At 74.6% G+C, this 25,945-nt stretch carries 27 protein-coding genes; 9 read left to right on the top strand and 18 right to left on the bottom strand.

The window, feature by feature from the left end; all coding sequences use genetic code 11:
- Window positions 1–11 precede the first annotated feature (11 nt).
- From RMN56_RS23890 to RMN56_RS23865, 6 genes are all read right to left on the bottom strand, one after another.
- Window positions 12–1,151, bottom strand: coding sequence for a branched-chain amino acid ABC transporter permease (locus RMN56_RS23890; RefSeq protein ID WP_313719773.1), 1,140 nt, complete (start codon window positions 1,149–1,151; stop codon window positions 12–14).
- Complete coding sequence (locus RMN56_RS23885; RefSeq protein WP_262285604.1) at window positions 1,148–2,026, bottom strand: branched-chain amino acid ABC transporter permease; 879 nt, start codon at window positions 2,024–2,026, stop codon at window positions 1,148–1,150. Before RMN56_RS23885 ends, RMN56_RS23890 begins: the two co-directional genes overlap by 4 nt.
- Window positions 2,027–2,053: 27 nt before the next feature.
- Window positions 2,054–2,770: an ABC transporter ATP-binding protein gene (locus RMN56_RS23880; protein WP_313719772.1), complete on the bottom strand. Its 717-nt coding sequence runs from the start codon at window positions 2,768–2,770 to the stop codon at window positions 2,054–2,056.
- Window positions 2,767–3,588 carry an ABC transporter ATP-binding protein gene (locus RMN56_RS23875; RefSeq protein ID WP_313719771.1) on the bottom strand — a complete coding sequence of 274 codons (822 nt, stop codon included), beginning with the start codon at window positions 3,586–3,588 and terminating at the stop codon, window positions 2,767–2,769. The genes RMN56_RS23880 and RMN56_RS23875 overlap by 4 nt, the downstream gene beginning before the upstream one ends.
- A 248-nt stretch (window positions 3,589–3,836) precedes the next feature.
- A complete protein-coding gene (locus RMN56_RS23870) occupies window positions 3,837–5,057 on the bottom strand; it encodes an RNA polymerase sigma factor (protein ID WP_313719770.1) in 1,221 nt (406 codons plus the stop codon).
- Entirely contained in the window at window positions 5,054–5,404 is a 351-nt protein-coding gene (locus RMN56_RS23865; protein WP_313719769.1) for a YciI family protein, read from the bottom strand. Before RMN56_RS23865 ends, RMN56_RS23870 begins: the two co-directional genes overlap by 4 nt.
- 122 nt (window positions 5,405–5,526) lie before the next feature.
- Between RMN56_RS23865 and RMN56_RS23860 the strand changes: the two genes are divergently transcribed.
- The 5 genes from RMN56_RS23860 (at window position 5,527) to RMN56_RS23840 (ending at window position 9,604) form a co-directional block, all read left to right on the top strand.
- Window positions 5,527–6,852 (top strand): flavin monoamine oxidase family protein, encoded by a 1,326-nt coding sequence (locus RMN56_RS23860; RefSeq protein ID WP_313719768.1) that lies wholly within the window; start codon window positions 5,527–5,529, stop codon window positions 6,850–6,852.
- Between the two features lie 112 nt (window positions 6,853–6,964).
- A complete protein-coding gene (locus RMN56_RS23855; protein WP_262285598.1) occupies window positions 6,965–7,711 on the top strand; it encodes a lysozyme in 747 nt (248 codons plus the stop codon).
- A gap of 98 nt (window positions 7,712–7,809) precedes the next feature.
- Entirely contained in the window at window positions 7,810–8,484 is a 675-nt protein-coding gene (locus RMN56_RS23850) for a peptidoglycan recognition protein family protein (protein ID WP_313719767.1), read from the top strand.
- 119 nt (window positions 8,485–8,603) lie between these two features.
- Window positions 8,604–8,966, top strand: coding sequence for an ArsR/SmtB family transcription factor (locus RMN56_RS23845; RefSeq protein WP_262285596.1), 363 nt, complete (start codon window positions 8,604–8,606; stop codon window positions 8,964–8,966).
- The gene (locus RMN56_RS23840) at window positions 8,963–9,604 is read left to right on the top strand and encodes an SRPBCC family protein (RefSeq protein ID WP_313719766.1); all 642 of its coding nucleotides are present in this window, start codon (window positions 8,963–8,965) and stop codon (window positions 9,602–9,604) included. The genes RMN56_RS23845 and RMN56_RS23840 overlap by 4 nt, the downstream gene beginning before the upstream one ends.
- A 48-nt stretch (window positions 9,605–9,652) precedes the next feature.
- On the opposite strand, the gene RMN56_RS23835 is transcribed toward RMN56_RS23840, so the two are convergent.
- Window positions 9,653–10,000: an ADP-ribosylation/crystallin J1 gene (locus tag RMN56_RS23835; RefSeq protein WP_313719765.1), complete on the bottom strand. Its 348-nt coding sequence runs from the start codon at window positions 9,998–10,000 to the stop codon at window positions 9,653–9,655.
- 121 nt (window positions 10,001–10,121) lie between these two features.
- Here RMN56_RS23835 and ybiA point away from each other — a divergent pair, with 121 nt between their 5' ends.
- From ybiA to RMN56_RS23820, 3 genes are all read left to right on the top strand, one after another.
- On the top strand, window positions 10,122–10,679 hold the full coding sequence (ybiA, locus tag RMN56_RS23830; protein ID WP_512699739.1) for a riboflavin biosynthesis intermediates N-glycosidase: 558 nt from the start codon (window positions 10,122–10,124) through the stop codon (window positions 10,677–10,679).
- Between the two features lie 40 nt (window positions 10,680–10,719).
- Window positions 10,720–11,235 (top strand): NUDIX domain-containing protein, encoded by a 516-nt coding sequence (locus RMN56_RS23825; RefSeq protein ID WP_313719764.1) that lies wholly within the window; start codon window positions 10,720–10,722, stop codon window positions 11,233–11,235.
- 175 nt (window positions 11,236–11,410) lie between these two features.
- Window positions 11,411–12,682 carry a sulfite oxidase gene (locus RMN56_RS23820; RefSeq protein ID WP_313719763.1) on the top strand — a complete coding sequence of 424 codons (1,272 nt, stop codon included), beginning with the start codon at window positions 11,411–11,413 and terminating at the stop codon, window positions 12,680–12,682.
- Between the two features lie 73 nt (window positions 12,683–12,755).
- Here the strand turns inward: RMN56_RS23820 and RMN56_RS23815 are convergent, their stop codons facing one another.
- The 4 genes from RMN56_RS23815 to RMN56_RS23800 form a co-directional block, all read right to left on the bottom strand.
- A complete protein-coding gene (locus RMN56_RS23815) occupies window positions 12,756–13,304 on the bottom strand; it encodes an RNA 2'-phosphotransferase (RefSeq protein WP_313719762.1) in 549 nt (182 codons plus the stop codon).
- A gap of 42 nt (window positions 13,305–13,346) precedes the next feature.
- Window positions 13,347–14,414: a hypothetical protein gene (locus RMN56_RS23810; RefSeq protein ID WP_313719761.1), complete on the bottom strand. Its 1,068-nt coding sequence runs from the start codon at window positions 14,412–14,414 to the stop codon at window positions 13,347–13,349.
- A gap of 145 nt (window positions 14,415–14,559) precedes the next feature.
- Window positions 14,560–15,609, bottom strand: a complete 1,050-nt coding sequence (locus tag RMN56_RS23805) for an aldo/keto reductase (protein WP_313719760.1) — start codon at window positions 15,607–15,609, stop codon at window positions 14,560–14,562.
- A gap of 87 nt (window positions 15,610–15,696) precedes the next feature.
- Window positions 15,697–17,634, bottom strand: a complete 1,938-nt coding sequence (locus RMN56_RS23800) for an ABC transporter ATP-binding protein (RefSeq protein WP_313719759.1) — start codon at window positions 17,632–17,634, stop codon at window positions 15,697–15,699.
- Between the two features lie 249 nt (window positions 17,635–17,883).
- On the opposite strand from RMN56_RS23800, the gene pgi reads away from it, so the two are divergent.
- A complete protein-coding gene (gene pgi / locus RMN56_RS23795; RefSeq protein WP_313724843.1) occupies window positions 17,884–19,518 on the top strand; it encodes a glucose-6-phosphate isomerase in 1,635 nt (544 codons plus the stop codon).
- 43 nt (window positions 19,519–19,561) lie between these two features.
- Here pgi and RMN56_RS23790 read toward each other — a convergent pair whose 3' ends face one another.
- From RMN56_RS23790 to RMN56_RS23760, 7 genes are all read right to left on the bottom strand, one after another.
- Window positions 19,562–19,972, bottom strand: a complete 411-nt coding sequence (locus RMN56_RS23790; protein ID WP_313719758.1) for a type II toxin-antitoxin system Phd/YefM family antitoxin — start codon at window positions 19,970–19,972, stop codon at window positions 19,562–19,564.
- Between the two features lie 66 nt (window positions 19,973–20,038).
- Window positions 20,039–20,587 (bottom strand): GNAT family N-acetyltransferase, encoded by a 549-nt coding sequence (locus RMN56_RS23785; RefSeq protein ID WP_313719757.1) that lies wholly within the window; start codon window positions 20,585–20,587, stop codon window positions 20,039–20,041.
- 51 nt (window positions 20,588–20,638) lie between these two features.
- Complete coding sequence (locus tag RMN56_RS23780; protein ID WP_313719756.1) at window positions 20,639–22,360, bottom strand: acyl-CoA dehydrogenase family protein; 1,722 nt, start codon at window positions 22,358–22,360, stop codon at window positions 20,639–20,641.
- On the bottom strand, window positions 22,357–22,932 hold the full coding sequence (locus tag RMN56_RS23775) for a PadR family transcriptional regulator (RefSeq protein ID WP_313719755.1): 576 nt from the start codon (window positions 22,930–22,932) through the stop codon (window positions 22,357–22,359). The genes RMN56_RS23780 and RMN56_RS23775 overlap by 4 nt, the downstream gene beginning before the upstream one ends.
- A 48-nt stretch (window positions 22,933–22,980) precedes the next feature.
- On the bottom strand, window positions 22,981–24,129 hold the full coding sequence (gene hflX / locus RMN56_RS23770) for a GTPase HflX (RefSeq protein ID WP_313719754.1): 1,149 nt from the start codon (window positions 24,127–24,129) through the stop codon (window positions 22,981–22,983).
- A 32-nt stretch (window positions 24,130–24,161) separates the two neighbouring features.
- Window positions 24,162–24,626, bottom strand: a complete 465-nt coding sequence (locus tag RMN56_RS23765) for a hypothetical protein (protein WP_313719753.1) — start codon at window positions 24,624–24,626, stop codon at window positions 24,162–24,164.
- 43 nt (window positions 24,627–24,669) lie between these two features.
- The gene (locus tag RMN56_RS23760; RefSeq protein WP_313719752.1) at window positions 24,670–25,941 is read right to left on the bottom strand and encodes a hypothetical protein; all 1,272 of its coding nucleotides are present in this window, start codon (window positions 25,939–25,941) and stop codon (window positions 24,670–24,672) included.
- Window positions 25,942–25,945: the final 4 nt, after the last annotated feature.

Here is a 25,945-nt window from a genome sequence, read left to right as displayed (position 1 = left end):
ACCGGGGTGGCTCAGTGCTCCGGCGCGCGGCGACGGGCGCGCAGCCGGGCGGCGACGGTGCGGACGGCGCCGTGCAGGCCGCCCGGCGCGGCGAGCATGACGACGATGAGGATCAGGCCGAACACGGCCAGCGCGAGGTTGCCCTCCAGCCGCTGGGCCAGGCCGCCCGACAGGCTGAACGTCTCGGTGAGCAGGCTCGGCAGGTCCTGCAGCGCGACCAGCAGCACCGCGCCCCAGACCGCGCCGGTGAGGCTGCCCAGGCCGCCGATCACGATGGCCATGAGCAGGAACAGCGACAGCTCCAGGGGGAACTTGCCCGGCGCGACGGTGGCGGTGAGCACCGCGTACACGCCGCCGCCGAGGCCGGCGCAGCCGGCGCTGACCACGAAGGCGAGCACCTGCGTGCGGGCCACGTGGATGCCGGCGAGCCGGGCGGCCACCTCGTCGTCGCGCACGGCGCGCAGTGACCGGCCGAAGCGGCTGCGCACCAGGTTGGCCAGGAGCAGCACGGTCAGCAGCGCGGCGAGCAGCGCGATCCAGGCCAGCCACCGTTCCGGCTGGAAGTAGGCGCCCAGGAACGCCGGCGGGGTCTCCGCCGGGAAGCGCAGGCCCTGCTCGCCGTTGAACACCCCGGTGAAGATCGTGCTGACGGCCGGCACGAGCGTGGCCACGGCGAGGGTCACGCCGGCCAGGTACGGCCCGCGCAGCCGGGCGGCCGCCAGCCCGATGACCAGACCGGCCAGCGCGGTGGCCGCCACGGCGGCCAGCAGCGACAGCGGCAGGATCCACCGCCCCTGCACGCCCCGCTCGTCGAACCCCCGCTGCACGAGCGCCACCGTGTAGGCGCCGGTGGCCATGAGCGCCCCGTGCCCGAGGGAGAGCTGGCCGTTGAGCCCGACCAGCACCGTGTAGCCGGCGGTGACGCACAGGAACGCGCAGACCCGCGCCACCTGAAGGTTCTGGTACGGCGGGAGCTGGTTGGTGAGCAGCACGACCAGGGCGCCGGCTAGCACCGCCCCGGCCAGGTGGCGCAGCAGGGTGGACCCGCGCGGACCGGTGGTGGCGGGCGCGCCGGGCAGCAGCCGGCGCAGCGGGGACGGCCGGGCGGGCCGGTCCACGTCGGACCGCGTGGAGGGGCGGGTGGCGGTCACACGTGCCTCGCCTTCGCGCTGGAGAAGAGCCCGCCGGGGCGGACCAGGAGGACGGCCAGCAGCAGGACGAGGACGGCCAGCGGGGTGGTGTCCGGGCCCAGGTAGCCGGTGACGTACGAGAGGATCAAGCCGACCAGCAGGCCGCCGACCACCGCGCCGGCCGGGCTGTCCAGGCCGCCGACCACGGCGGCGGTGAACGCGACGACGAAGACCAGGTCCATGGCGTGCGGGTGCAACCCCAGCCCGGTCGGGACGACCAGCATGCCGGCGAGCGCGCCGACCGCGGCGGCGAGGGCCCAGCCGAGGGTGAGCATCCGGGCGACGTCGACGCCGAGCAGCCGGGACACCTCGGGGGCGAACGCGGCGGCCCGCATCCGCAGACCGATCGGCGTGCGGGTGAACAGCAGGGCGAGCAGCACCACGACCACCAGCACGGCGCCGAGCACCCACAGGTCGTACGGGGACAGCGCGGCGACCCCGCCGACGGTGAGCGCGTCGGTGTCGAACGGGGCGGGAGCCGGCCGGTAGCCGTTGCCGAAGACCATGCCGAGCACCGCCTGGATGACCAGCACCAGGCCGAGGGCGACGATCACCTCGTTGAGCGGGTTGGCGTGCCCGACGAAGCGCATGAGCACCCGCTCGACCAGCGCGCCCAGCAGCAGGCCGGCGACCACGGCCGCGCCCAGACCCAGCCAGTAGGAGCCGGTCGCGGATGCCACCGCGTAGCCGACGTACGCGGTGGCCACGGCCATCGCGCCCTGGGCGAAGTTGACCAGCCGGGCGGCCCGCCAGATGAGCACCAGGGCCAGGGCGAACGCGGCGTAGACCGCGCCGGTGGAGAGCCCCCCGAAGGTGAGGAACAAGAACCGGTCCAATGCGGATCCTTCCTGCTCGCCGGGCCGTCAGAACCCGAGGTACGCGTGCCGGAGCTGGTCGTCGTCGCGCAGCCGGCCCGCCGGCGCGGCGGTCACCACCCGGCCGAGCGACATCACCACGCCCTGGTCGGCGACCGAGAGGGCGCTGCGCACGTTCTGCTCGACCAGCAGGACGGTCAGCCCCCGCTCGTCGCAGAGCCGGCGCAGCAGCGCCATGATCTGCGCGGTCACCTTGGGGGCCAGGCCGAGCGACGGCTCGTCGAGCAGCAGCAGCCGGGGGCGGGCGATCAGCGCCCGGCCGAGGGCGAGCATCTGCCGTTCCCCGCCGGAGAGCTGGTGCCCGGCGTGCCGGCGCCGGCGGGCCAGGGCCGGGAACAGCTCGTACACCTCGTCCTGGGCGTGGCGGGCGTCGGCCCGGTCGCTGCGCCAGAGGCCGCCGAGGCGCAGGTTCTCCTCCACGGTCAGCTCGGCCACCACGCCCCGCCCCTCGGGGACGTGCGCCAGGCCGCGCCGGACCAGCCGTTCGACGCGGACGCCGCGCAGGTCGGCGCCGTCGAAGCGGACCCGGCCGCCGGTGGGCCGGAGCAGACCCGACAGGGTACGCAGCAGGGTCGTCTTGCCGGCCCCGTTGGCGCCGAGCACGGCGGCGATGGTCCCGGCGGGCACCTCGAAGGTCACGTCCCGCAGGACCGGCACGGGCCCGTAGCCGGCGCTGACCGCCTCGACCTCCAGCACCGCGGTCACGACCCGGCCCCCGCGGCCTCGGCCGGCACGTCGGCGCCGAGGTAGGCCTCGGTGACCAGCGGGTCGTCGCGGACCTCGTCGGGGGTGCCGGCGGCGATGACCCGGCCGAAGTCGAGCACCACCAGCTCCTGGCAGACGGCCATGACCAGGTCCATGTGGTGCTCGACGAGCATCACCGAGCAGGCGCCGCCGGCCCGTTCGGGCAGGGTCCGGACCAGCTCGGCCAGCTCGTCGACGTCGTCGGCGCCCAGCCCGCCCGCCGGCTCGTCGAGCAGGAGCAGGCGGGGCCGGGCGATCAGGGCGCGGGCCAGGGCGACCCGCTTGCGCACCGCGTACGGCAGGGTGGCCGGGGCCGCGCCGGCGTGCGCGGCGACGCCCAGCTCGGCGAGCAGGTCGAGGGCCTCCTGGCGCAGCCGCCGCTCGTCGCGGTCGCTGCGGGGCAGGCCGAACAGGGCGGTGGCGAAGCCGGCGCGGGCCGCGTGGCTGGCGCCGGCCACCACGTTCTCCAGCACGGTGAGGCCGGGAAACAGGCCGACGCCCTGGAGCGTGCGGGCGATGCCGAGCCGGGTCAGCCGGTGCGGGCGGGGCCGGAACGGGCGACCGTCCAGGGTGAGCGATCCGCTGGTCGGCGGGACGAAGCCGCAGACCACGTTGAACAGGGTGGTCTTCCCGGCGCCGTTCGGGCCGATCACTCCGACGATCCGGCCGGGCGGGACCCGCAGCGAGACGTCGTCGAGGGCGACGAGGCCGCCGAACCGGACGCCGACACCGTGCAGCGCCAGGTCGATTCCGTCCGCGGGAGTGGGGGGTGGGGGCATCTTCACCTCGGGAGAGGACGCGGCGTCGGGGGTGCGCGGTGCGGCTCGGGCGAAGCGGGAAACTTATTACACCGGGAGTGTACTTTTCGGCGGGGGTTCGTCAATGCCTCCCGAGGGCCGCGGCGATATCGACGCGATCACGATTCCGGCGCGCGTCGCCGCGGGGCTCCACTGTGCGGTGACGAGGGGGAGGGTGCGCCCGTCCGGGCCACCGAGGGCGAGGCCGTCGACCAGGATCTCCGGTGCGCTCACGGGTGACTCCTGAGCAGGTCGCGGGAGCGGCGGAGGAATTCCCGCTCGGGGGCGTTGTCGGTGCGCGCCATCGCCGCGTCGTACGCGGCCGCCGCCTCGGCGTGCCGGTCGAGGCGGCGCAGCAGGTCGGCCCGGACGGCGTGCAGCACGTGGTAGCCGGCCAGGTCCAGCCGGTCGACCTCGGCCAGCGCGGTGGCCGGTCCGGCCACCTCGGCCAGCGCGACGGCCCGGTGCAGCGCCACCACCGGCCCGGGGGCGTGCGCCAGGAGCTGGTCGTAGAGGGCGAGGATCTGCCGCCAGTCGGTGTCCGCGGCGGTCGGCGCGTCGCTGTGCACCGCGTTGATCGCGGCCTGGATCTGGTACGGGCCGGGGCGGTCCCGCCGCAGGCAGCGCCGCACGAGGGCCTGCCCCTCGGCGATCAGCGCCCGGTCCCACCGGCTGCGGTCCTGCGCGCCCAGCGGCACCAGTGTGCCGTCCGGCCCGGTCCGCGCGCCCCGCCGCGCGTCGGTGAGCAGCATGAGCGCGAGCAGGCCGAGCACCTCCGGCTCGTCCGGCATGAGCGCGGCGAGCAGCCGGCCCAGCCGGATCGCCTCGTCGCACAGCTCGTCGCGGACCAGCCGCTCCCCCGCGCTGGCGGTGTGCCCCTCCGTGAAGATCAGGTAGACCACGGCCAGCACGCCCCGCAGCCGGTCGGGCAGGTCGGCGTCCCGGGGCACCCGGTACGGGATGCCGGCGTCCCGGATCTTCGCCTTGGCCCGGACCAGGCGCTGCGCCATGGTGGGCTCCGGCACGAGGAACGCCCTCGCGATCTCGGCGGTGCTCAGCCCGCCGAGCAGGCGCAGGGTCAGCGCCACCCGGGCCGCCGGGCCGAGCGCCGGGTGGCAGCAGGTGAAGATCAGTCGGAGCCGGTCGTCGCGCACGGGACCCTCCTCGGCGGGCGGCTCGGGGGCGTACAGGAGGGCCGCCTGGGCGTGCCGGTCGGCGCGGGACGCCTCGCGGCGCCGCCGGTCGATCGCCCGGTTCCGGGCGGTGGTGATGATCCAGCCGGCCGGGCTCGGCGGCGGCCCGTCGACGGTCCACCGGTCGACCGCGGTGGCGAACGCCTCCTGGACCGCCTCCTCGGCGAGGTCGATGTCGCCGAGCAGGCGGACCAGGACGGCGACCGCGCGGCCGTACTCCGCGCGGAAGACCCGTTCGACGTCGATGGGGCCGGTCATCCCTCGCCCTGGAACGGGCGCACCTCGATCGGCAGGGTGGTGGCCAGGGCGTACCGGCGGCCCCAGTCGAGCGCGGCGTCGAGGTCGGGGGCCGTGATGATGGTGAACCCGCCCAGGTACTCCTTGCCCTCGACGTACGGGCCGTCGGTGACGAGCAACTCGTCGCCCTGCGGGCGCAGCACGGTGGCCGTCTCCGGGGCGTGCAGGCCGTTGCCGAACACCCAGCAGCCGGCCTCCCTCAGGTCCCGGCCGATGGCGTCGACCTCGCGCATCACCCCGGCCAGGAACTCCGGGTCCGGCCGGCCGGCGCCGGCCGGCTGGTACATGCTGATCAGGTACTGCTTCACGCGCTTCTCCTCACCCGCGGCAGCGACCCGGTGCCGCCCCCTCCACCCTCCACACGAACGGCGGCCTCCGGTATCGACACGCCGCCGGAGAGAATTCCACCGGGATCCGGGTATCCCCCGCCGTGCGCGGCAACCGGGTGGTCGTGGTCGGGGCGGGGTTCTCCGGCCTGGCCGCCGCACTCGCGCTCGCCGGGGCCGGCTGCGCCGTACACCTGCTGGAGGCCCGGGACCGGGTCGGCGGCCGGACGCTCTCCCGGCCGCTGCCCGACGGCGGCTGGCTCGACCTCGGCGCGCAGTGGATCGGCCCGACCCAGGACCGGATGTACGCGCTGGTGGCCGCCCACGGCCTGGCCACCTTCCCGTCACCGGCGCGGGGCGCGCCGACCCTGCGCTGGGCCGGGCAGCGGCTGGCCGAGGCGCCCGCGCCGGTGGCCGCGGTCCTCGACACGCTGGACGGGCTCGCCGCGCGGCTCGACCCGGCCGCGCCCTGGCGGGCGGCCGAGGCGGCGGAGTGGGACCGGACCACGCTCGGTGGCTGGCTGGCCGCCACCGCGCCCGACCCGGTCACCGCCCGCTACGCCGGGCGGTTGCTGGCCGGTGGGCTGCTCGCCGCCTCGCCGGACGAGGTGTCGCTGTTGCAGATGCTGTTCTACCTGTGCAGCGGCGGCGGCACGGGGATCCTGCTGGGGATGGCCGGCGGCGCCCAGCAGGACCGGATCGTGGGCGGCCCGGCGGCGCTGGCCGAGCGGCTGGCCGCCGCCCTGCCGGCGGGCTGCCTGCGGCTCGGCGCCCCGGTCGAGCGGATCGCCCAGGACGACGGCGGGGTGCGGGTCCACGCGGGCGGCGCGGCGTACCGCGCCGACGCCGTGGTGGTCGCGGTGGCACCGGCGCTGGCCGGGCGGATCCGGTACGACCCGCCGCTGCCCGCGCTGCGCGACGGGCTCACCCAGCGGATGCCGATGGGCGCGGCGATCAAAGTGCACGCCCTCTACCCGGAGCCGTTCTGGCGGGCCGACGGCCGCTCCGGGGTGGCGACCGCCGACGACGGCCCGGTCACCGAGACGGTGGACAACTCGCTGCCCGGCTCGCCGCGCGGGGTGCTCACCGCGTTCAGCTACGGCGCGGAGGCCCGTGAGCTGCGTCGGATGGCGCCGGACGCGCGGCGGGCCGCACTGCTGGAGGCCCTCGTCGCGCTGGTCGGCCCGGCCGCCGCCCGCCCCGACGACCTGGTCGAGTACGACTGGTCGGCCGACCCGTGGACCCGGGGCTGCTTCTGCGGCATGCTGCCGCCCGGCTCGTGGCGGGACTACGGCCCGGAGCTGCGCCGGCCGGTGGGCGGGGTGCACTGGGCCGGCACCGAGACCGCCAGCCGGTGGAGCGGCTACCTGGAGGGCGCGGTCGCGGCCGGCGAGCGGGCTGCCGCCGAGGTGCTGAACGACCTCCGCTGACCCCCAGAAGACAAAGAAAAACTTCCATGTCTCTATTGAAAAGTTTCTCCATCCTGTGACCTAATGTTGACAGTTCCTTTCGTCGCACTCCCCCAACCCCCAGGGAGGAAAGATGAACCGTCCCCTGCGATCGGCGCTGCGTACGGCCGCCACGGCCCTGCTCGCCACCGTCACCCTGGCCGCCTCGGCCGTCGTCGGCGCGACTCCCGCCAGCGCCGCGCCGGCCGGCCTGCCCGGCATGGACGTCTCCAGCCACCAGGGCAACGTGAACTGGTCCGGCGCCTGGAACAACGGCGCCCGGTTCGCGTACGTGAAGGCGACCGAGGGCACCAGCTACATCAACCCGTACTTCGCCCAGCAGTACAACGGCTCCTACAACGTCGGGATGATCCGCGGCTCGTACCACTTCGCGCTGCCCGGCAACTCCAGCGGCGCCACCCAGGCCAACTACTTCGTCGACCACGGCGGCGGCTGGTCCAAGGACGGCAGGACGCTGCCCGGCGCGCTCGACATCGAGTACAACCCGTACGGCGCCACCTGCTACGGCTTGAGCCAGGCCTCGATGCGCAGCTGGATCGCCTCGTTCGTCAACCAGTACTACGCGCGCACCGGCCGGTGGGCCACCATCTACACCACCACCGACTGGTGGAGCACCTGCACCGGCAACACCTCGCAGTTCGCCGCGAACAACCCGCTGTGGATCGCCCGCTACTCCAGCAGCGTCGGCACGCTGCCGGCCGGCTGGGGGACGTACTCGTTCTGGCAGTGGTCCTCCTCGGGCGTCTTCCCCGGTGACCAGAACGTCTGGAACGGCACCCTGGACCGGCTCAAGGTGCTGGCCTGCAACGGACCCTGCTGATCCGCCTCGGTGGCGGGCGGTCCCGTCCGGCCGGCGTCCGCGCGCCGGCACCCGGAACCGCCCGCCACCTGGCGTCCGTCCCCGACGAGGAGGCCCCGATGTCCGTTCCCGTTCCCCGGCGGGCCGTGCTGCGCGGCGCGGTCCTGCTCGGCGCCGCCGCCGGCGCCACCGCGCTGACCCAGTTCGGCGCCGACCACGGCGCCCGGGCCGTCGCCGCCCGGATCGACCAGCCGACCATCGCCAACTGTGCGACCTGGGGCGCCCGCCCGCCGTCCTCCGCGGTGAGCGTGGTGCAGAACCGGCCCAACAAGATCATCATCCACCACACGGCGTTCCCGAACACCACCGACTACAGCCTCGCGCAGGCCTACCGGAACTCGCGCGACATTCAAAACCTGCACATGGACAGCAACGGCTGGCTCGACTCCGGTCAGCACTTCACCAACAGCCGCGGCGGCTACCTCACCGAGGGCCGGCACGGCAGCCTGTACGGGCTGCTGCACGGGCAGACCATGGTGCAGGGCGCGCACTGCGTCGGCCAGAACAGCCAGGCCATCGGCATCGAGAACGACGGCATCTATCTCGACGTGCAGCCCCCGCAGGCGCTCTGGAACAGTCTGGTGTGGTTCTGCGCCTTCACCTGCCAGCAGTACGGCATCCCGCCGTCCGAGATCTACGGGCACAAGGACTTCAACAGCACCCAGTGCCCCGGCCTGCTGCACGACCGGCTCCCGGAGCTGCGCAGCACCGTCGCCGCCCGCCTCGGCGCCTGACCGGAGGGGCGGGACCCCCAGCGGCGTCCCGTCCCTCCGCTCGCCGCTCGCCGCTCGCCTCGGGCGACGTCGCTCCTACAGCGCTGGCTTATATAAGTCGGGTCTGATAGAAAGGGGTCGTGCACGCCTTCGACGTCCTCGGGGATCCGGTCCGACGCCGGATCCTGGAGCTGCTCGCCGAGGGCGAGCAGCCGGCCGGCGCGCTCGGCGCCACCGTCCAGCGGGAGTTCGGCATCAGCCAGCCCGCCGTGTCGCAGCACCTCAAGGTGCTACGGGAGCACGGCTTCGCGACCGTGCGCGCCCAGGGCACCCGCCGCCTCTACGCGGTGGACCCGCGCCCACTGCGCGAGATGGACGAGTGGCTGGCGGGCTTCCGCCGGTTCTGGACGCCGCCGCTGGCGGCGCTCGCCACCGAACTGGCCCGGGGCCGGCGCGAACGGCGGCTGCGCGGAAGCGACTCCGACGAGAGGACCACATCATGATCGACGTAATCGGGCAGATCAGCGACGTGGAGCGCCGGCTGGGCAGCCGCACGCTCCCCGCCGGCGAGGCCCGGGTGCTGACCGTCAGCCAGACGTACGACGCGCCGGTGGAGGACGTCTGGGACGCCTGCACCAGCGCCGAGCGGATCCCCCGCTGGTTCCTGCCGGTCTCCGGCGAGCTGAAGCTCGGCGGGCGCTACCAGCTGGAGGGCAACGCCGGGGGCACGGTCGAGCGCTGCGACCCGCCGCACAGCTTCGCCGCGACCTGGGAGTTCGGCGGGGAGGTGAGCTGGATCGAGGTGCGGCTCACCGAGGCCGGCGCCGGGCGTACCCGGTTCGAACTGGAGCACGTGGCGCACGTCGACGACGAGCGGTGGGCCGAGTACGGGCCGGGCGCGGTCGGCGTCGGCTGGGACTCGGCGCTGCTCGGGCTGGCCTCCCACCTCGCGGCCGACGGCAGCGGGATCAGCCCGGACCAGGCCGCCGCCTGGGTGGGCTCCGACGAGGGCCGGCGCTTCATGACGGAGGCCAGCGCCCGCTGGACCGAGGCGAGCATCGCCGCCGGCACCCCGGCCGACGAGGCCCGCGCCGCCGGCGACCGGGTCACCGCCGCCTACACGGGCATCCCCACCTCCTGACCCGCCCGCCGATCGTGCCCGTGTCCGTGCCCGGGCACGATCGCGGGGTCAGGCAGGGTGGAACTCGTGCACGACCTCGATGCGACCGACGAGGTGGGCGTTGAGCAGGGTGACGTCCTCGGCGGGGATCCAGAGTTCCCGGATCTCCCGGCCACCGACCTGGCGGACCGGGTAGCGGTCGGCGAAGTCGCGCCGCACCGCGAACCGGGTCACGTAGCCGACGCCGGAGGCCGGGACGTTCCAGTCCCGGGCGATCAGGACGGCGTATTCCTCGGTGAGCACCGGGTAGAAGATGGGCTGGTCCGGGAGGCGGGGCGGCCACGCGCGCCAGCCGGACGCCTCCACCAGGGCCAGTTCCTCCGGCCCGGTCGGTCGCCACAGCGTGATGGTCTCCACCGTCTCCTCCTTCCACGTCAGGTCCGGGCAGGTTATCGGTGGCGACGTGGCGCCGCGACGGGATTCCGGCCCGGGGAAATGCGGCGGCGACCTGTCGGTGCCCTCGGGCAGACTGGCGAGCGTGCCGATCCGATCCGTCGCCGAGCTGACCGCCGCCGTCCACTCCGGAGCCCCGGTCAGATACCTGCACTTCTGGGGGCACCGCCCGCAGCGTGACGGCAGCGTCGGCGCCGGCTGCCTGAGCCAGTGGTGGCCCGCGCCGTTCACGGTCGACGGCCGCACGTACGCCACCGCCGAGCACTGGATGATGTGGCACAAGGCCACCCTGTTCGGCGACGACGGGATCGCCGAGCGGGTGCTGACCGCCACGCACCCGCAGCGGGCCAAGGCGCTCGGCCGGCAGGTCCGCGGCTTCGACGAGGCGATCTGGGCGGCCCGCCGCTACGACGTCGTGGTGGCCGGCAGCGTGGCGAAGTTCGGCCAGCACGAGCAGCTGGGCCGCTTCCTGCTCGGCACCGGCGAGCGGGTGCTGGTCGAGGCGAGCCCGGTGGACCGCATCTGGGGCATCGGGCTGGCGGCCGACGACCCGCGCGCCGCGGACCCGGCGCGGTGGCGGGGCGACAACCTGCTCGGCTTCGCCCTCATGGAGGCCCGGGCCGCCCTCCGCGCGGACGGGTGACGGGCGCAGCCGGGCGGCCGGGCGGGTAACGTGCAGCGGCGTGACCTCCGCCGCGTACTCGCACTGCTCGTCCTGCGGCGTGGCCTACCCGGCGGAGGCCGGGTGGCCGCGCGTCTGCCCGGCCTGTGGGGAGACGGTGTGGCGCAACCCGCTGCCCGTCGCGGTGGCCGTGCTGCCGGTCCGCACCCCGGACGGCGTCGGCGTGGTGGTGGTCCGCCGGGACATCGAGCCGGCCCGCGGCCAACTCGCCCTGCCGGGCGGCTTCATCGAGTACGGCGAGGAGTGGTCCGAGGCGCTGGTCCGCGAGCTGCGGGAGGAGACCGGCCTGCTCGCCGAGGCCGAGGAGGCGCGGCTGTTCGCGGTGCACGGGGCGCCGGCCGGCGGCACCATGATGGTCTTCGGCGTGCTGCCCGAGCGGCCGGTCGGTGACCTGCCTCCGTCGGCGCCGACCGAGGAGGCCACCGAGTGGCTGGTCCTCACCGAGCCGGTCGAGCTGGCGTTCTCCACGCACACCCGGGTGCTGGCCGATTTCCTCGCCGGCCACCACGGCGACTGACCCCGGCCAGCACGCCGGCGGAGGCGGTTGCCCCGCTCAGCGTCGGGCCGCTGCTGCGGCGGCTGCTCGACCACCTCGGCGTGCCCACCGCCTGACCCCGACCTGCGAGATATCGACGAAAAGTCCCACTGATTGAATAGGAATGGCAGCGTCGCCGAGCCTCCGGAGGTTACCCGTGTCCCACGCCGAAGCCGACCACGACACCCGCCGGAGCCGGCAGTGGCTCGCCGGGGAGGCCCGCGGCGCGGGCGTGGACCGCGACCGGCTGCTGGAGCTGGGGGCGGCCATGGCCGCCCTGACCGCCGCCGCGGCCGAGCGCGAGCCGGTCGCCATGGCGTCCGCGCCGGTCGGCGTCGATCCCGGTACGCCGATCGCCAAGCCGCTGCCGCCGGAGCTGCTGCGCCCGCTGGACACCAACGCCGAGATGCGCTGGACGGCGCTCGCCGGGCAGGGGTACGTGGTGCCGAACGACCGGTTCTTCGTCCGCAACCACACCGAGACGCCCCGGCTGGACGCCGACTCCTGGCGGCTGCGCCTGTTCGGCACCGGGCTGCGGGGCGCGCCCACCCGGGACACCCCGGTCGAGTTCAGCCTCGACGAGCTGCGCCGGCTGCCCGCCGAGGAGAGCGACGCGCTCCTCGAGTGCGCCGGTAACGGGCGGCGCTACTTCGCCGAGCAGCAGGGCGAGCCGGCCCCGGGGGTGGCCTGGGGGCTGGGCGGGGTGGGCGTGGCCCGCTGGCGCGGCGTCCGGCTGGGCACCGTGCTGCGCCTGGCCGGGCTGCGGGACGACGCGGTCGACGTGATGCCCGAGGGGCTGGACCCGGACTACGTGACCGGCGGGATCAACCTGGGCCGCGTACGCCGCCCGCTGCCGATCGCCAAGGCCCTCGACGACGTGCTGCTGGCGTACGAGATGAACGGCGAGCCGCTCCCGCCCGACCACGGTTTCCCGGTCCGCCTCGTGGTGCCCGGCTGGATCGGCATCGCCTCGATCAAGTGGGTGGGCCCGGTCGAGGTCTCCACCACACCCCTCTTCTCCCCGTGGAACACCCGGTTCTACCGGATGTTCGGCCCGGGGCACCCGGCCGGGGGCACGGTGCTGGGCGCGCAGCTGGTGAAGAGCGCGTTCGAGCTGGCCTGGGACGCCCGCGTGCCGGCCGGCGCCGAGGTGCTGCTGCACGGCCGGTCCTGGTCCGGCAACGGCCCGATCGAGCGGGTCGAGGTGGACACCGGCGACGGCTGGCGCCCGGCCGACCTGGTGGCGGCCGACCGGGGCGGGGCCTGGCAGCGCTGGACGGTGCGCTGGCGCCCCCCGGCGCCGGGCCGGTTCACCCTCCGCGCTCGCGCCACCGACACCACGGGCGCGACCCAGCCCGACCGGGCCGCCCCGAACACCCTCGCCTACCTCTTCGACGCCGTCGTCCACCACCCGGTCACGGCGCACTGACCCACCCCACCGTCACCGCGTCGACCATGACGTTCTCGCCCCGACACGCCGCGGTCGGCGGTCATCGTCATGATCAACCGGCCGGGGCCGTGAGGTAGGCGGGTGGGACGGTGTCGGTGAGCCAGACGCCGTTGGCGCTGCGGTAGAAGGGGTAGCCGTTGGCGGACATGGCGGCCGCGTCGATCGTGAGGATCACCACGGCGTCGCCGCGGCGGGCGCCGACTCGGCGGGCGGTCTCCTCGTCGGGAGACAGGTGCACGTGGTGGCGGCGCCCCCGGCGCAGCCCCTCGGCGCGGATCGCGGGCAGGACGGCCTCGCTGGTGCCGTGGAACAGCCGGTCCGGCGGGGTCGTCGGGGCCAGGCCCAGGTCGACCGGGACGGAGTGGCCCTGACTGGCCCGGATCCGGTCGACCCCGTCGGGGCCGCGTTCGACGGCGAAGCGCTGCTTGTCGTTGCCGGCCACCACGGCGTCCAGGTCGGCCCGGGTGATCCGCAGCGCGGCGAGCAGGTCGGCGACCGGCACCCAGCCGGCCCCGTCGAGCGCCAGGTGGAACCGGTCGGGGCGGTGGCGCAGAGCCAGCGACATCCGCTTGCTGACCCGTACCAGGTCACGATGATCCACCCGGACAGTGTGACCCGACCGGCCCGGGTCCGGCGAGGGATATCAGCGGGTGGCGCCCGACCCGCCGCTCACCATCAGCCCCGCGGCGTCCACCACCTCGAAGTCGCTGCCGCGCAGACCGCCGAGGGCGTGCAGGGCGTCGTTGTCCCAGCGCGGGTCGGGGGCGCCCGAGACGAACCAGGCCGAGCCGTGGTCGGCGACGATCAGCCCGTGACGCCGCATCGCCTCGGCGACGATCCGGGCCTGCCGGGGCAGCCCGGACAGGTCCACCGAGCGCTTGAGGCGCAGTCGCTGGCCGAGCTGCGGCAGCGCCGGGTCGGTCGCCGACGAGGCGGAGTGGGTGGCCGGCCAGGTCCAGCCGGTCCGGGTGCGCGGCACGGTCACCCGCAGCGCGTGGTCGATCCGGCCGGCGGCCACCTCGTCGTAGCGGACCAACCCGGCCAGGATGGACAGTCCGGCCGCGTCGGCGGAGGTCCAGCCGGCCCGGCGCAGCCTGTTCGACCGCAGATCGAAGACGGCGCCCGAGCCGGCCCGCCAGCCGGCGCCGGACCGGTGCGCGTCGAACAGCTCGTACGCCCGGCAGGCCGCCCGGTCCCAGACGATCACGTGCCGGTCGCCGGTGCCGTTCGGTCCACCCTCGACCGCCGCGTCCGGCGGGACCGGGTACGGCCCCGGGTCGCTCTCGTCGGCGTACTCGAAGCTGACCGGGACCCGCCGCTGGCCGGCGGGGACGACGGTGACCGGGATGCCGATCGGCGCGCCCTCCCAGCGGCCGGAGCCGAAGTCGGCGTGCACCGTGGCGCCGCCGCCGATCGTGCCGACCATCGCGGCCGAGCGCGGGTGCACCGGCAGCCGGGAGACGTCGGCGTGCCAGACGTTGTCCGCCGGGAAGACCCCGCACGGCCGGGCGCTCGGGCTCGGCCGGCCGCCGAGCCCGGCGCGGGCGGCCGGGACGGGCGACGGCACGGCCGGCCGGGCCGGCGTCGCGGCGACCCCGCCGGTGGGCGTCGGCGCGGCGGCCGGCGGGCCTGCCGGTTCGGCGCAGCCGGCGGCGAGCAGGGCGAGCACGGCCGCGACGGCGGTGGCGTGGCGGACGGACGGGCGGGCCATTCCGCGCATCCTGCCCGAGGACGGCGACGGCGGCAACGCCGTCTCGGCCCACCGGCCACCGCCGGCGCGCCCCGGCGCTCCGGCGGTCCCGCTCCGGTCCGGCGGCGGCACGCCCGGCCGCGGGACGGCGCCTGTCCCGGTCGGGTCAGGCGGCGGCGCGCTCCGCCAGGGGACGGCGGCGCAGTGCCGGGTCGGTCAGCGCGGGCGGGGACCAGACGCCGTCCGGCTGGTAGAGGTTCGTGCCGGGCGGGACGATCTCATCGATCCGGTCCAGCACCGCGTCGTCCAGCGTGAGCGCCGCACCCTTGAGCAGCCCCTCCAGCTGCTCCAGCGTGCGCGGCCCGATGATCGTCGACGTGACGGCCGGGTGCGCCGCGGTGAACGCGACGGCCAGCTCGGGCAGCGAGCAGCCGACGTCCTCGGCGAGCGCGACCAGTTCCTCGACGGCGGCGTACTTGGCGGCGTTGCCGGGCAGCGCCGGGTCGAACCGGGCCGGGGTGCGCGCCGGCCGGCCGGCGGTGAGGTCGACGGCCGCACCCTGCCGATACCGCCCGGTGAGGAAACCGGAGGCCAGCGGGCTCCACACCAGCACGCCCATCCCGTACCGCCGGCAGACCGGCAGGACCGCGGTCTCGATCCCGCGGGCCAGGATCGAGTACGGCGGCTGCTCGGTGCGGAACCGGCCGAGCGCCCGCCGCTCCGCCACGTGCTGCGCCTCGACGATCTCCTCGGCCGGGAAGGTCGAGCAGCCGAACGCCCGGATCTTGCCGGCCCGCACCAGGTCGGTGAGCGCCCCGAGGGTCTCCTCGACGTCCGTGGTGTGGTCGGGCCGGTGCACCTGGTAGAGGTCGATCCAGTCGGTGCCGAGGCGGCGGAGGCTGTCCTCGACCGCGCGGACGATCCAGCGCCGCGAGTTCCCGCCGCGGTTGGGCCCCTCCCCCATCGGGAAGTGCACCTTGGTGGCCAGGACCACGTCGTCGCGCCGGCCCCGCAGCGCCTTGCCGACGATCACCTCCGACTCGCCCGCCGAGTACATGTCGGCGGTGTCCACGAAGTTGATCCCCCGGTCGAGGGCGGTGTGGATGATCCGGGCGCAGTCGTCGTGGTCGGGGTTGCCGACCGCGCCGAACATCATGGTGCCGAGGCAGTGCACGCTGACCTGGATGCCGGTGCCGCCGAGGACACGGTGACGCATGGGGGCTCCCTGGAAGTGACGCCGCGCTGACCGGGCGGCGGCCGGTGCGGTCACCGTAGGAGTTCGAGCGCGCTCGAGGTCAAACCCTCAGCCGCCGGCCTCCCCGGCCTGCGCCAGGTAGCCGGCCGCCTGCAGCTCGAACAGCTCCCGGTAGAGGCCCTCCTGGGCCATCAGCTCGTCGTGGTCCCCCTGCTGGACGATCCGGCCGTGGTCCAGCACGAAGATCCGGTCGGCGTGCCGGACGTTGGCCAGCCGGTGGGTGATGAGCACGACGGCCCGGTCGGGGTGCCGCCGCAGGTGCTGGAAGAGGGCGTGCTCGGCCCGCGCGTCGAGGGCCGCCGAGGGCTCGTCACAGATCAGCAGGCGGGCGTCGCGGTAGAGACCGCGGGCGGCCACGAGCCGCTGCCACTGCCCGCCGGAGAGGTCCTGGCCGTCCTTGAACTGCCGGTCCAGCAGCGTGTCGTACCCGAACGGCAGCTCGCTGATCATGTCGTGCGCGGCGGCGTCCCGGGCCGCGTCCTCGACGTCCGGGCCGGGGCGGTCGGCGGGCCGGTCATGCCGGCCGATGCGGATGTTCTGGCGGGCGGTGAACGGGAACCTCCACCAGTCCTGGCTCATCACCGCCACCTGCGCGGCGGTCTGCCGGGGGTCCAGCTCGGCGGCGTCCACCCCGTCCCAGCGGATCACTCCGGCGGTGGGCCGGTAGAGGCCGGCGATGAGCTTGGCCAGGGTGGTCTTGCCGGAGCCGTTCTCCCCCACCAGCGCGATCACCTCGCCGCGCCGGACGGTCAGGCTGACCTCGTCGACGGCGGCCGTCTCGGTGTCCGGGTAGCGGAGGCTGACCCCGTCGAGGTCGATCCGGTCGAAGCCGTCGACCGGCCGCGTGCCGCCGGCGGGCACCCGGTGCCGGGCGCGGTCCAGGAAGTCGCGGTAGTCCTGGAAGTAGAGCGCGTCCTCGTAGAGCGAGTTGGTGGCGAACACCGCCATGCGCATGCTGGACCGGGCGGACTGGAGGGCGAGCAGCGCGGTGGCCGCGGCGGCCAGCGCCACCACACCGCCGAGCAGCAGGCCACCCAGGACGGCGTAGACGCCGAACGCGGCGATCCCGGTCACCGACAGGCCGATGGCACGGGTGACGGTCTGCGAGCGGGCCAGCCGCAGCTGGGCACGGGTCTCCACGGTCATCATCCGGTGGTACTCGGCCAGCAGGAAGTCACGCATCTGGTAGGAGCGGATCTCGGCGGCGGTGTGCCGGTCGGCCATCAGCCGGGCCAGCAGGTACATCCGGCGGCGCCGGGTGATCCAGGCCAGCAGGGCGAGGTACTGCCGACGGGCCATCTTCACCGCGGTGGCCGCCTCCGGCACGGCCGCGAGCAGCAGGCAGGGCAGCAGCACCGGCTGGATCACCGTGACCGCGGCGGCGGTGGCCAGCACCCCCACCAGTCCGGTGACCAGGTTGACGGTGTGGTCCACGATCGACGCCGCCTCTTCCATGCCACGGTCCCGGGCCCGGTCCATCTCCTCGGCGAAGCCGGCGTCGTCGAAGGCGGCCAGTTCGACCGCGGTGGTGGTCTCGAAGAGCCGCAGCTCCACCTGGTAGTTGATCTGCGGGATGAGCCGGGCCTGCGCCCAGCCGGCGGCGATGGTCAGCGCCCCCCGCATGGTCACCGCGGCGGCGGCGAGCAGCAGGGCGGGCAGCGCCGCGCGGATCCGGTCGGGCGTGGGGCCGGCCGCGAAGAGCTGTCGGAGCACCCCGGTGGTGGCCAGCAGGCCGAGCGTGGTGAGCACCCCGGCGGCGATGTTGAGCCCGATCGAGGCGATGGTGTCCCGGCGGCTGGTCGCCCAGGCCAGGCCGACGGCCTCGCGGACCAGCGCGGGCAGCCGGCGGGCCACCGCCCAGAAGCTGGTGTGCGCGAACTCGGTGGCCCGGTTCATCCAGTGGCCGTCCGCCAGCTCGGGCAGCGGCGATTCTTCCGCCGCCTCGTCCTCGTCGGACGGGTGTCGGGGGCCGATCACCGTCGCCATGGGCCCTCCTCCGGTACGGTCAGCTTCCGGAGCTTACGATCCGCGACCAGTCGGTGTCTCCCCGTGTCCGGCGTGTCGAACAGGTGTCCCAGGGGTGTGTCACCGTGGCGGCGCCACGGGGCCCACCGGGTGGGCGATGTCGGGTCGCGTCGCGCGTGCCCGCTCCGGGTGGCAGGCTGGTGGGGTCGCCGGCAGCGGGGCGACGCCGGCCCGGCCGGCAGACCCGTCGTGAAGGAGAAGATCGACCCGATGGCTGTGGACGTCACCACCACGGACGAATGGCAGGCCCTGCGCAAGCACGCCGAGGCGATGCGCGGCATGCACCTGCGGGAGCTGTTCGACGCGGACGGGCAACGGGGTGAACGGCTCACCGGCGAGGTCGCCGACCTGCACGTCGACTACAGCAAGAACCTGATCACCGACGAGACGCTGGGCCTGCTGGCCGCGCTCGCCGAACGGGTCGGGCTGGCCGACCGGATCGCCGCCATGTTCGCCGGGGAGCACATCAACTCCACCGAGGACCGGGCCGTGCTGCACACCGCCCTGCGCCTGCCCCGCGAGGCGTCGCTCACCGTGGACGGTCAGGACGTCGTCGCCGACGTGCACGCCGTGCTGGACCGGATGTCGGCGTTCGCCGAGCGGGTCCGCTCCGGCGCCTGGCGGGGCCACACCGGCGAGCGGATCAGCACCGTGGTCAACATCGGCATCGGCGGCTCGGATCTCGGGCCGGTGATGGCGTACGAGGCGCTGAAGGCATACCGGGACGCGGGGATCAGCTGCCGGTTCGTGTCCAACATCGACCCGACCGACATCCACGACAAGACCACCGACCTGGACCCGGCCAGCACGCTGTTCGTGGTGGTCTCGAAGACCTTCTCCACGCAGGAGACCCTGGCCAACGCCGACCAGGCCCGGCGCTGGCTGCTGGCCGGGCTGGACGCCGACGACAGCGCGGTGGCCCGGCACTTCGTCGCGGTCAGCACCAACGAGCAGCGGGTCCGCGACTTCGGCATCGACCCGGAGAACATGTTCGGCTTCTGGGACTGGGTGGGCGGGCGCTACTCGCTGCCCTCCGCGGTCGGGCTGTCGGTGATGCTGTCGGTCGGGCCGCAGCGGTTCCGGGAGCTGCTGGCCGGCTACCACGCCGTGGACGAGCACTTCCGGACCACGCCGGTGGCGCGGAACGTGCCGGCGCTGCTCGGCCTGCTCAACGTCTGGTACACGGACTTCCTCGGCGCGGAGACCCACGCGGTGCTGCCGTACGCCCAGTACCTGCACCGGTTCCCGGCCTACCTGCAGCAGCTCACCATGGAGAGCAACGGCAAGTCGGTGACGCGGGACGGCCGGCCGGTCACCTGCCCGACCGGGGAGATCTTCTGGGGCGAGCCGGGCACCAACGGTCAGCACGCCTTCTACCAACTCATCCACCAGGGCACCCGGCTGATCCCGGCCGACTTCATCGCGTTCAGCCAGCCCAACCACGACCTGGGCGACATGCACGACCTGTTCATGTCGAACTTCTTCGCGCAGACCGCCGCGCTGGCCTTCGGTCGCACGAAGGAGCAGGTCGAGGCCGAGGGCACCGCGCCTGAGGTGGTGCCGCACCGGGTGATGCCGGGTAACCACCCGACCACGTCGATCATCGCGCCGAAGCTGACCCCGGCGACGCTGGGCCAGCTCATCGCCCTCTACGAGCACATCGTCTTCACCGAGGCCGCGGTCTGGGACATCAACGCCTTCGACCAGTGGGGCGTGGAACTGGGCAAGGTGATGGCCAACCAGCTCGCCCCGAAGCTCACCGGGGCCGGGGCGGACCTCGGCGACGTGGACTCGTCCACCGCCGCGCTGATCCGGCGCTACCGCGCCCAGCGCGGCCGGGACTGACGTACGCCGGCGGCCTCCGGCCCGAGTGGTCGGAGGCCGTGCGTCAGCCGCGCAGCAGGTCGGCGTGGGCGGCGCGGAGCCGGGCGAGCGCCGGGTCGCCGGCCGGGGCGCGGCGGTCCAGCTCGGCCCAGACCTCGGCGAGGGCGTCGGTGAGCGTGCGCAGCTCGGCGGCGTGCCGCCGGCTGCTCTGCCGGTGCAGCTCCTCCAGCCGGCGCGACCAGCCGGCGCTGATCGCGGCGATCCGGTCGGCGTCGGCGCGGGCCTGCGCCGCCGTGCGTGCCGCCGCGGCGGGCACGATCGCGGCGACCGGGCGCGGGTCGCCGTCGCGGGTGACGACGGTGACGGTGTCGGTCAGCTCGGCGAGGGAGACGAGCTGGGTGAGCCGGGTGCGGACCTCGCGCAGCGGCAGGGCGCGCGGCTGGGGGGACCGGTCGGCCAGTGCGGGGACAGCCATGGACACATGTTGACGTCCGGGTACGACAGAACTGCGCCGCGTGCCGATCGCCGGGGTCCCTCCCGGCTATCCCTCCGGCTTCCACTCCGGGGCCAGGACGGACCAGACCTCCAGGTCGGCCCGGCCGTCCGGCCCCGGTGCGGCCTCGCGGAGCACACCGTCACGGCTCATCCCCAGCCGCCGGGCAACGGCGATGCTGCGCGCGTTGTCGGCCTTGGTGACCCACTCCACCCGGTGGATGCCGCGGTCCCGGATCGCCCAGCCGATGATCACCCGGGCGGCGCGGGTGACCAGGCCCTGGCCCTCGGCGCCGGGCTCCAGCCAGCAGCCGGCCTCGGCGACGCCCGTGGTGGTGCTGAGCGACACGAACATCACCCCGCCGACCAGCGTGCCGTGCCGCCAGATGCCCCAGATCCCGCCGTCGTCGCGGGCCCACCGGTCGGCGTAGTTCTGCAGGACCCGGCGCGCGGACTCGGCGTCGGTGGCCACGAAGGACGCACCCACCCAGGGGGTGATGTGCTCCCGGCAGCGGTCGAGGTTGGCGAGGAACTCGTCGGCGTGCCACGGCATGAGCGGGCGCAGCTCGGCGTCGTCGGTCAGGGCGAGGGCGAACATCCGAGCAACCTACCGGCCGGGGGCGCCGCGGCGCGCCCCCGTTTCCACCGGTCAGGGGTGCATCTCGTACGCGCCGGCCAGAGCGACCACCCGCTGCCACACCCGGGCGGTGCGGTCGGCGTCGGTGACCGGGCGGCGCAGGTGGGCGAGCGCCCAGGCGGCCTGCGCCTCGGTGGTGGCCGCCTTGCCGTGCAGCTCGGTGGCGTACGCGGAGAAGTCCCGGACCAGCAGGTCGAAGATCTCGTCCAGCAGGTCGGCGTCGAGGCCGGTCAGCTCGGCCTGCTCCAGGATCAGCTGGCCGTAGACGACCAGCGCGAAGAGCTGGCCGACGGTGAGCAGGAAGTCCAGGTCCCGCTGCTGGGCCTCGTCCGGGGCGTGCGCGGCGAGCAGGGCGACCAGCCCGTCGGCCTGCTCGCGGAAGCGGGCCACGTTGGGCAGGTGGGCGTGCGCGTCGTAGGCGGTGCGCCAGTCGTGGAAGCGGATCGCGCCGAGGCCGCGGGCCGGGCCCTGCCGGAAGAGGAACTCGTCGTCGGCCGGATCCTGCCGGGTCGGCACGGGCGGGTGCTCGGCCGGCCGGAACAGGTAGTTGGGCATGAACTTCAGGATCAGCGCCAGGTTGACGTGCACCGTGCCCTCCAGCTTCGGCAGGCCACGGATGTCCTTGGCGGCCTTGTCGAAGTAGGTGTCGGCCTCGAAGCCCTTGGCGGCGATCACGTCCCAGAGCAGGTCGATGACCTTCTCGCCCTCGGTGGTGACCTTCATCTTGGTCATCGGATTGAACAGCAGGTACCGCCGGTCGTCCGGACCGGCCGAGCGGAAGTAGTCGACCGCGCGGTCGCTGAACAGCTTCATGGCCACCAGGCGGGCGTACGCGTCGGTCAGCTCGCGGCGCACGTGCGGGAAGTCGGTGACCCGCCGGCCGTAGAGGATCCGCTGGTGGGCGTGGGTGACCGCCTCGTACATGGCGTGTTCGCAGATGCCGATGGAGGCGGTGCAGAGGTTGAACTTGCCGACGTTGACCGTGTTGAGCGCGGCGTCGAAGGCGGCCGGGCCGGTGTGCAGCACGTCCTCGGCGCGCACCGGGTAGTCCTCCAGGCGGAACTCGCTGACGTACATCTGCGCGTTGACCACGTTGCGGACCAGCCGGTACGCGGGGTGCCGGCTGTCGGCGGCGAAGAAGACGTACCCCTCGGGGCCCTCGACGTCGGCGCGGCGACCGAAGACGGAGACCAGCCCGGCGACGTTGCCGTTGCCGATGTAGTACTTGCCGCCGGTGGCCCGGAAGCCGCCGTCGGCGTCCGGGGTGAGCAGCAGGTCGGTGGAGTAGATGTCGGCGCCGTGCGGTCGCTCGGAGAGGCCGAACGCCATGACGTGCCCCTCGTCGAGCAGCGCGGCGGCGCGGGCCCGGGCGGCGGCGTTGCCGCTCTGCCAGACCGGCCCGAGGCCGAGCACGGTGACCTGCCAGGTGTACCAGTAGCCGAGGCCGTAGAAGCCGAGGATCTCGCTGAGCGCCGCGTTGCGGGCGGTGTCCCAGCGCTTGTCCGGGTCGCCGCCGCCGTCGGCGGCCGGGGTGAGGAAGGTGGCGAAGAGCCTCTCCTTGGCCGCGAAGTCGAGGAAGTCGGCGTACCACTCGCGGTGGTTGTAGCTGTCCACGAGGGCCCGCTTGCCGCGGGACTCGAACCAGTCGACGGTGGCGCGCAGCAGCCGCCGGGAGGTCTCGTCGAGGTGGGCGGGGTCGTAGCGGTGCGGGTGGAACAGCAGCGGGTCGGTCACGGGGTTGCCTTCCTACCGGTGGCGGGGTCGAGGTGGCGCAGGGTGTCGAGGACGTCGTCGAGCCAGGCCAGCACCATGCGCTCGTACGCGATGCCGCCGCGCAGGACAACGTGCTGGAGGGCCGCGTGGGCGTCCGACGCGGTGGGGTCGGGGAAGTCGCGGCGCTCGCCGGCCAGGTAGCCGGCGAGGGTGGCCTCGTGGTCGGCGCGGTAGCGCTCGACCTCGGCGATCAGGGCGGCGCGGCCGGCCGCGTCGTCGAACGCGGCGCCGCGGATCTTGACGGCGAGCTCGTGCCGGACGGCCTCCGGCTGTACCGGTGCGCGCAGCCAGGTGACCAGGGCGGATCGCCCGGTGGGGGTGACCGACCAGACCTTCTTGTCCGGCAACCCCTCCTGGCCGATCTCCTCGGCGGTGAGCCAGTCGTCGTGCTCCATCCGCTTGAGGACCCGGTAGATCTGCTGGTGGGTGGCGGTCCAGAAGCGGCCGATCGAGCGGTCGAAGCGCCGGGCCAGCTCGTAGCCGGAGGCGGGTCGCTCCAGGAGCGAGACGAGGATGGCGTGCTCCAGCGACATGCCGGCCATCTTGCTATGCAACGAGTTGCATAGCAAGACCCGGCAGGCTCAGTGGCGACCCAGTCGGGCGGCCAGCGCGGCGCGCAGCCGGTCCACGCCCTCGCCGGTCAGCGCCGACACCGGCACGGCCCCCGGGCAGGCGCGGCAGAGCGCGTCCACCCACTCCGCGGGCGCCACGTCGATCTTGTTGAGCACCAGCAGCTCGGGCACGTCCCCCGCGCCGATCTCGTGCAGCACGCCGTGCACCGTGGTGATCTGCTCCAGCGCGTCCGGCGCCGCGGCGTCCACCACGTGCAGCACCAGGTCGCTGCCGCTCACCTCCTCCAGCGTCGAGCGGAACGCGTCGACCAGTTGGTGGGGCAGGTGCCGGACGAACCCGACCGTGTCGGTGACCGTGTAGGTGAGGTCGCCCGTGGAGATCCGCCGCACCGTCGGGTCGAGCGTCGCGAAGAGCACGTCCTGGACCTGCGCGTCCGCCCCGGTGAGGCGGTTGAGCAGGGCCGACTTGCCGGCGTTGGTGTAGCCCGTGATGGCCACCGAGGGCACCCGGTTCCGCGCCCGCCGGCCGCGGTTGCGCTCCCGCCGTCGGGCCAGCTCGCGGACGTTGCCCCGCAGCCGGGTGGCCCGCTGCCGCAGCCGGCGACGCTGGGTCTCCAGCTTCATCTCACCGGGGCCGCGGACGCCCATGCCGGCGCCGCCGGCCATCCGGCCACCACCCACCCGGGACAGCGCGCGGCCGTCGCCGCGCAACCGGGGCAGCTGGTACGCGATCTGCGCCAGCTCCACCTGCACCCGGCCCTCGCTGGTGCGGGCGTGCTCGGCGAAGATGTCCAGGATCAGCGCGGTCCGGTCGACCACCCGCACCCCGGTGCGTTCCTCCAGGTTGCGCACCTGACCGGGGCTCAGCTCGCCGTCGGCGATCACCACGTCGGCGTGGGTCCGCTCGGCCACCGCGGCCAGCTCGTCCACCTTGCCGGAGCCGACGTAGGTGGCCGGGTCGGGCCGGGTCCGGTTCTGCACCACCGACTCGGCGACGGCCAGCCCGTCGGTGTCCGCCAGGCGGCTCAGCTCGGCCAGCGAGGTGGCGCTTCCCGGGCCGCTGCCGTCCCCGTCCTCGGGGTGCACCGCCACCAGGACGGCGGTCGGCCGTCGCCCCGACGCCGTGGCGCCCGCGCCCATCAACCAGGTACCCGCCATCGCCCACCTCGCTAATCCGGCATCGGTCCGATCTACCCGGGCCGGGCCGGACCATGCGGTGCGGGGAGGTGGTCGCGGAGCGCGGCGAACTGCGCGACGGTCAGGTACGAGGGGTTCGCCGCCTGCGGCTGCCGGAACACCTCGGCCCCGGCCAGCCGCCCGTCGGCCCGCAGCAGCTCCCGGCGTACCCGCAGCGGCTCGTCGAGGATCGTCAGGTCCAGCGGCAGGGTCCACGGCTCGCCCGGCGGGCCGGGGCGCGGCGCGGCGGCGACCCGGCCCACGCCCCACACGCCGTACGGCGCCCGGCCGCGGCTGCCGCTGGCCCAGAACACCACGGGCTGCCCGGCCCGCATCAGCCGGACCCGGTAGCCCGGCCGGACGCACCAGGTCGGCACCGCCGGGTCGGCGGCGAAGCGGCCGGTCAGGTCCACGGCGTCCGCGTTGCCCTTGATCAGCCAGGCGCCGAGGTCGTCGAGGGTCACCCGCCGGTCGCTCATCCGGCCATTCTGCGGCCCGGCCGGCCGCCGTGCCCGGCGGCGGTCAGATGATGAGGTGGGTCCAGTAGGTCAGCCACACGGCGAACAACGCACCCTGGAGCAGCGCCAGCCCGGCGGTGAGCCAGCCGTCGAGGCCGGGCCGGCGGGCCCAGCGGGCCAGCACGAACGCCACCGGGAACGCGGCCAGCAGGTAGCGCAGCAGGCTCTTGTACACCGGCGGGCCCATCGACAGCGGCACGAGCACCACGATCACCGTGTAGACCAGGTACGGCCAGTCGGCCCGCCGGCGCAGGCCGACGCCCGCCACGAGCAGCATGGCCACGGCGATCCAGACCCGGAACGCGTTGGCCGAGTTGTCGCCGATCAGCGCCGACCCGGCCACCCCGAGCGGGTTCTGCACCTTGATGCCCCAGCCCTTCTCCTGGGCGTGCTGGTAGGCGAACCAGTCGCCGCCCTGCCAGCGGCAGAACGCCATGAAGGTCAGCCAGCCGGCCGGCACCAGCAGCAGCGGCCAGCCCCGCCGCAGGTAGCGCGCGAGGCTGCGCGGGTCGAGGCGCCAGTCGTGCTGGCGCAGCAGCACCAGGGCCAGCGGGATCACCACCACGAAGCCGACCGAGCGGCTCATCGCCAGGAAGTAGCCGATGATCCCGACCACCAGCCAGCGGCGCTGCTCGGCGTACCAGAAGGCGGCCAGGGCGAGGCAGACGAAGAGCGACTCGGTCAGCGCCGCCTGGAACAGGAACGCCGTCGGCAGGAGCAGCAGGTACCGCACCGCCCGCCGGCCGTCCGCGCCGGCCGCGTCCGGGTCGCCGCCGCCGAGCAGCCGGGCCCCCAGCCGGTACGCGAACCAGAGCTGGAACAGCAGCGCCACGTTGGCGACCACCAGCAGCGCCCAGGCGGTGTGCCCGCCGAGCAGCGGCGCGAGGGGCCGGGCCAGGAACGGGTAGAGCAGCGGGAAACCGAAGTCGTGCCACGGCCGGTCCAGCGGCACCCGGGCCAGGTGGTCGTAGAGGAACGAGTCCCAGGCGAACCAGAGCGAGAACCAGCGGTGCGAGGAGATCGCGTCCTGCTGGGACCGCATCATCGCCTCGTCCTCAGGCGGCGCGCCGGGCACCCCGTCCCAGGCCGTCAGCACCAGCACGCCGACCAGGCTGAGCACGACCTTCGAGCCGACGAAGACGGCGAGCACGAAGCCCCAGGGCGCGGGAATCCGCGCGGCCAGCCGCCCGCCCGCCGAACCCAGCCGGGCGCGTGCGCTGGGCCGCAGGTCGGGGCCGGGTACTTCCGCCGTTCCGGCCCGCCGCTCGTCCGCCATCCCG

Origin of the sequence: Micromonospora halotolerans, from assembly GCF_032108445.1 — a bacterium.
GTDB classification, from domain to species: domain Bacteria; phylum Actinomycetota; class Actinomycetes; order Mycobacteriales; family Micromonosporaceae; genus Micromonospora; species Micromonospora halotolerans.
This window is presented reverse-complemented; position numbering and strand designations above follow the sequence as displayed.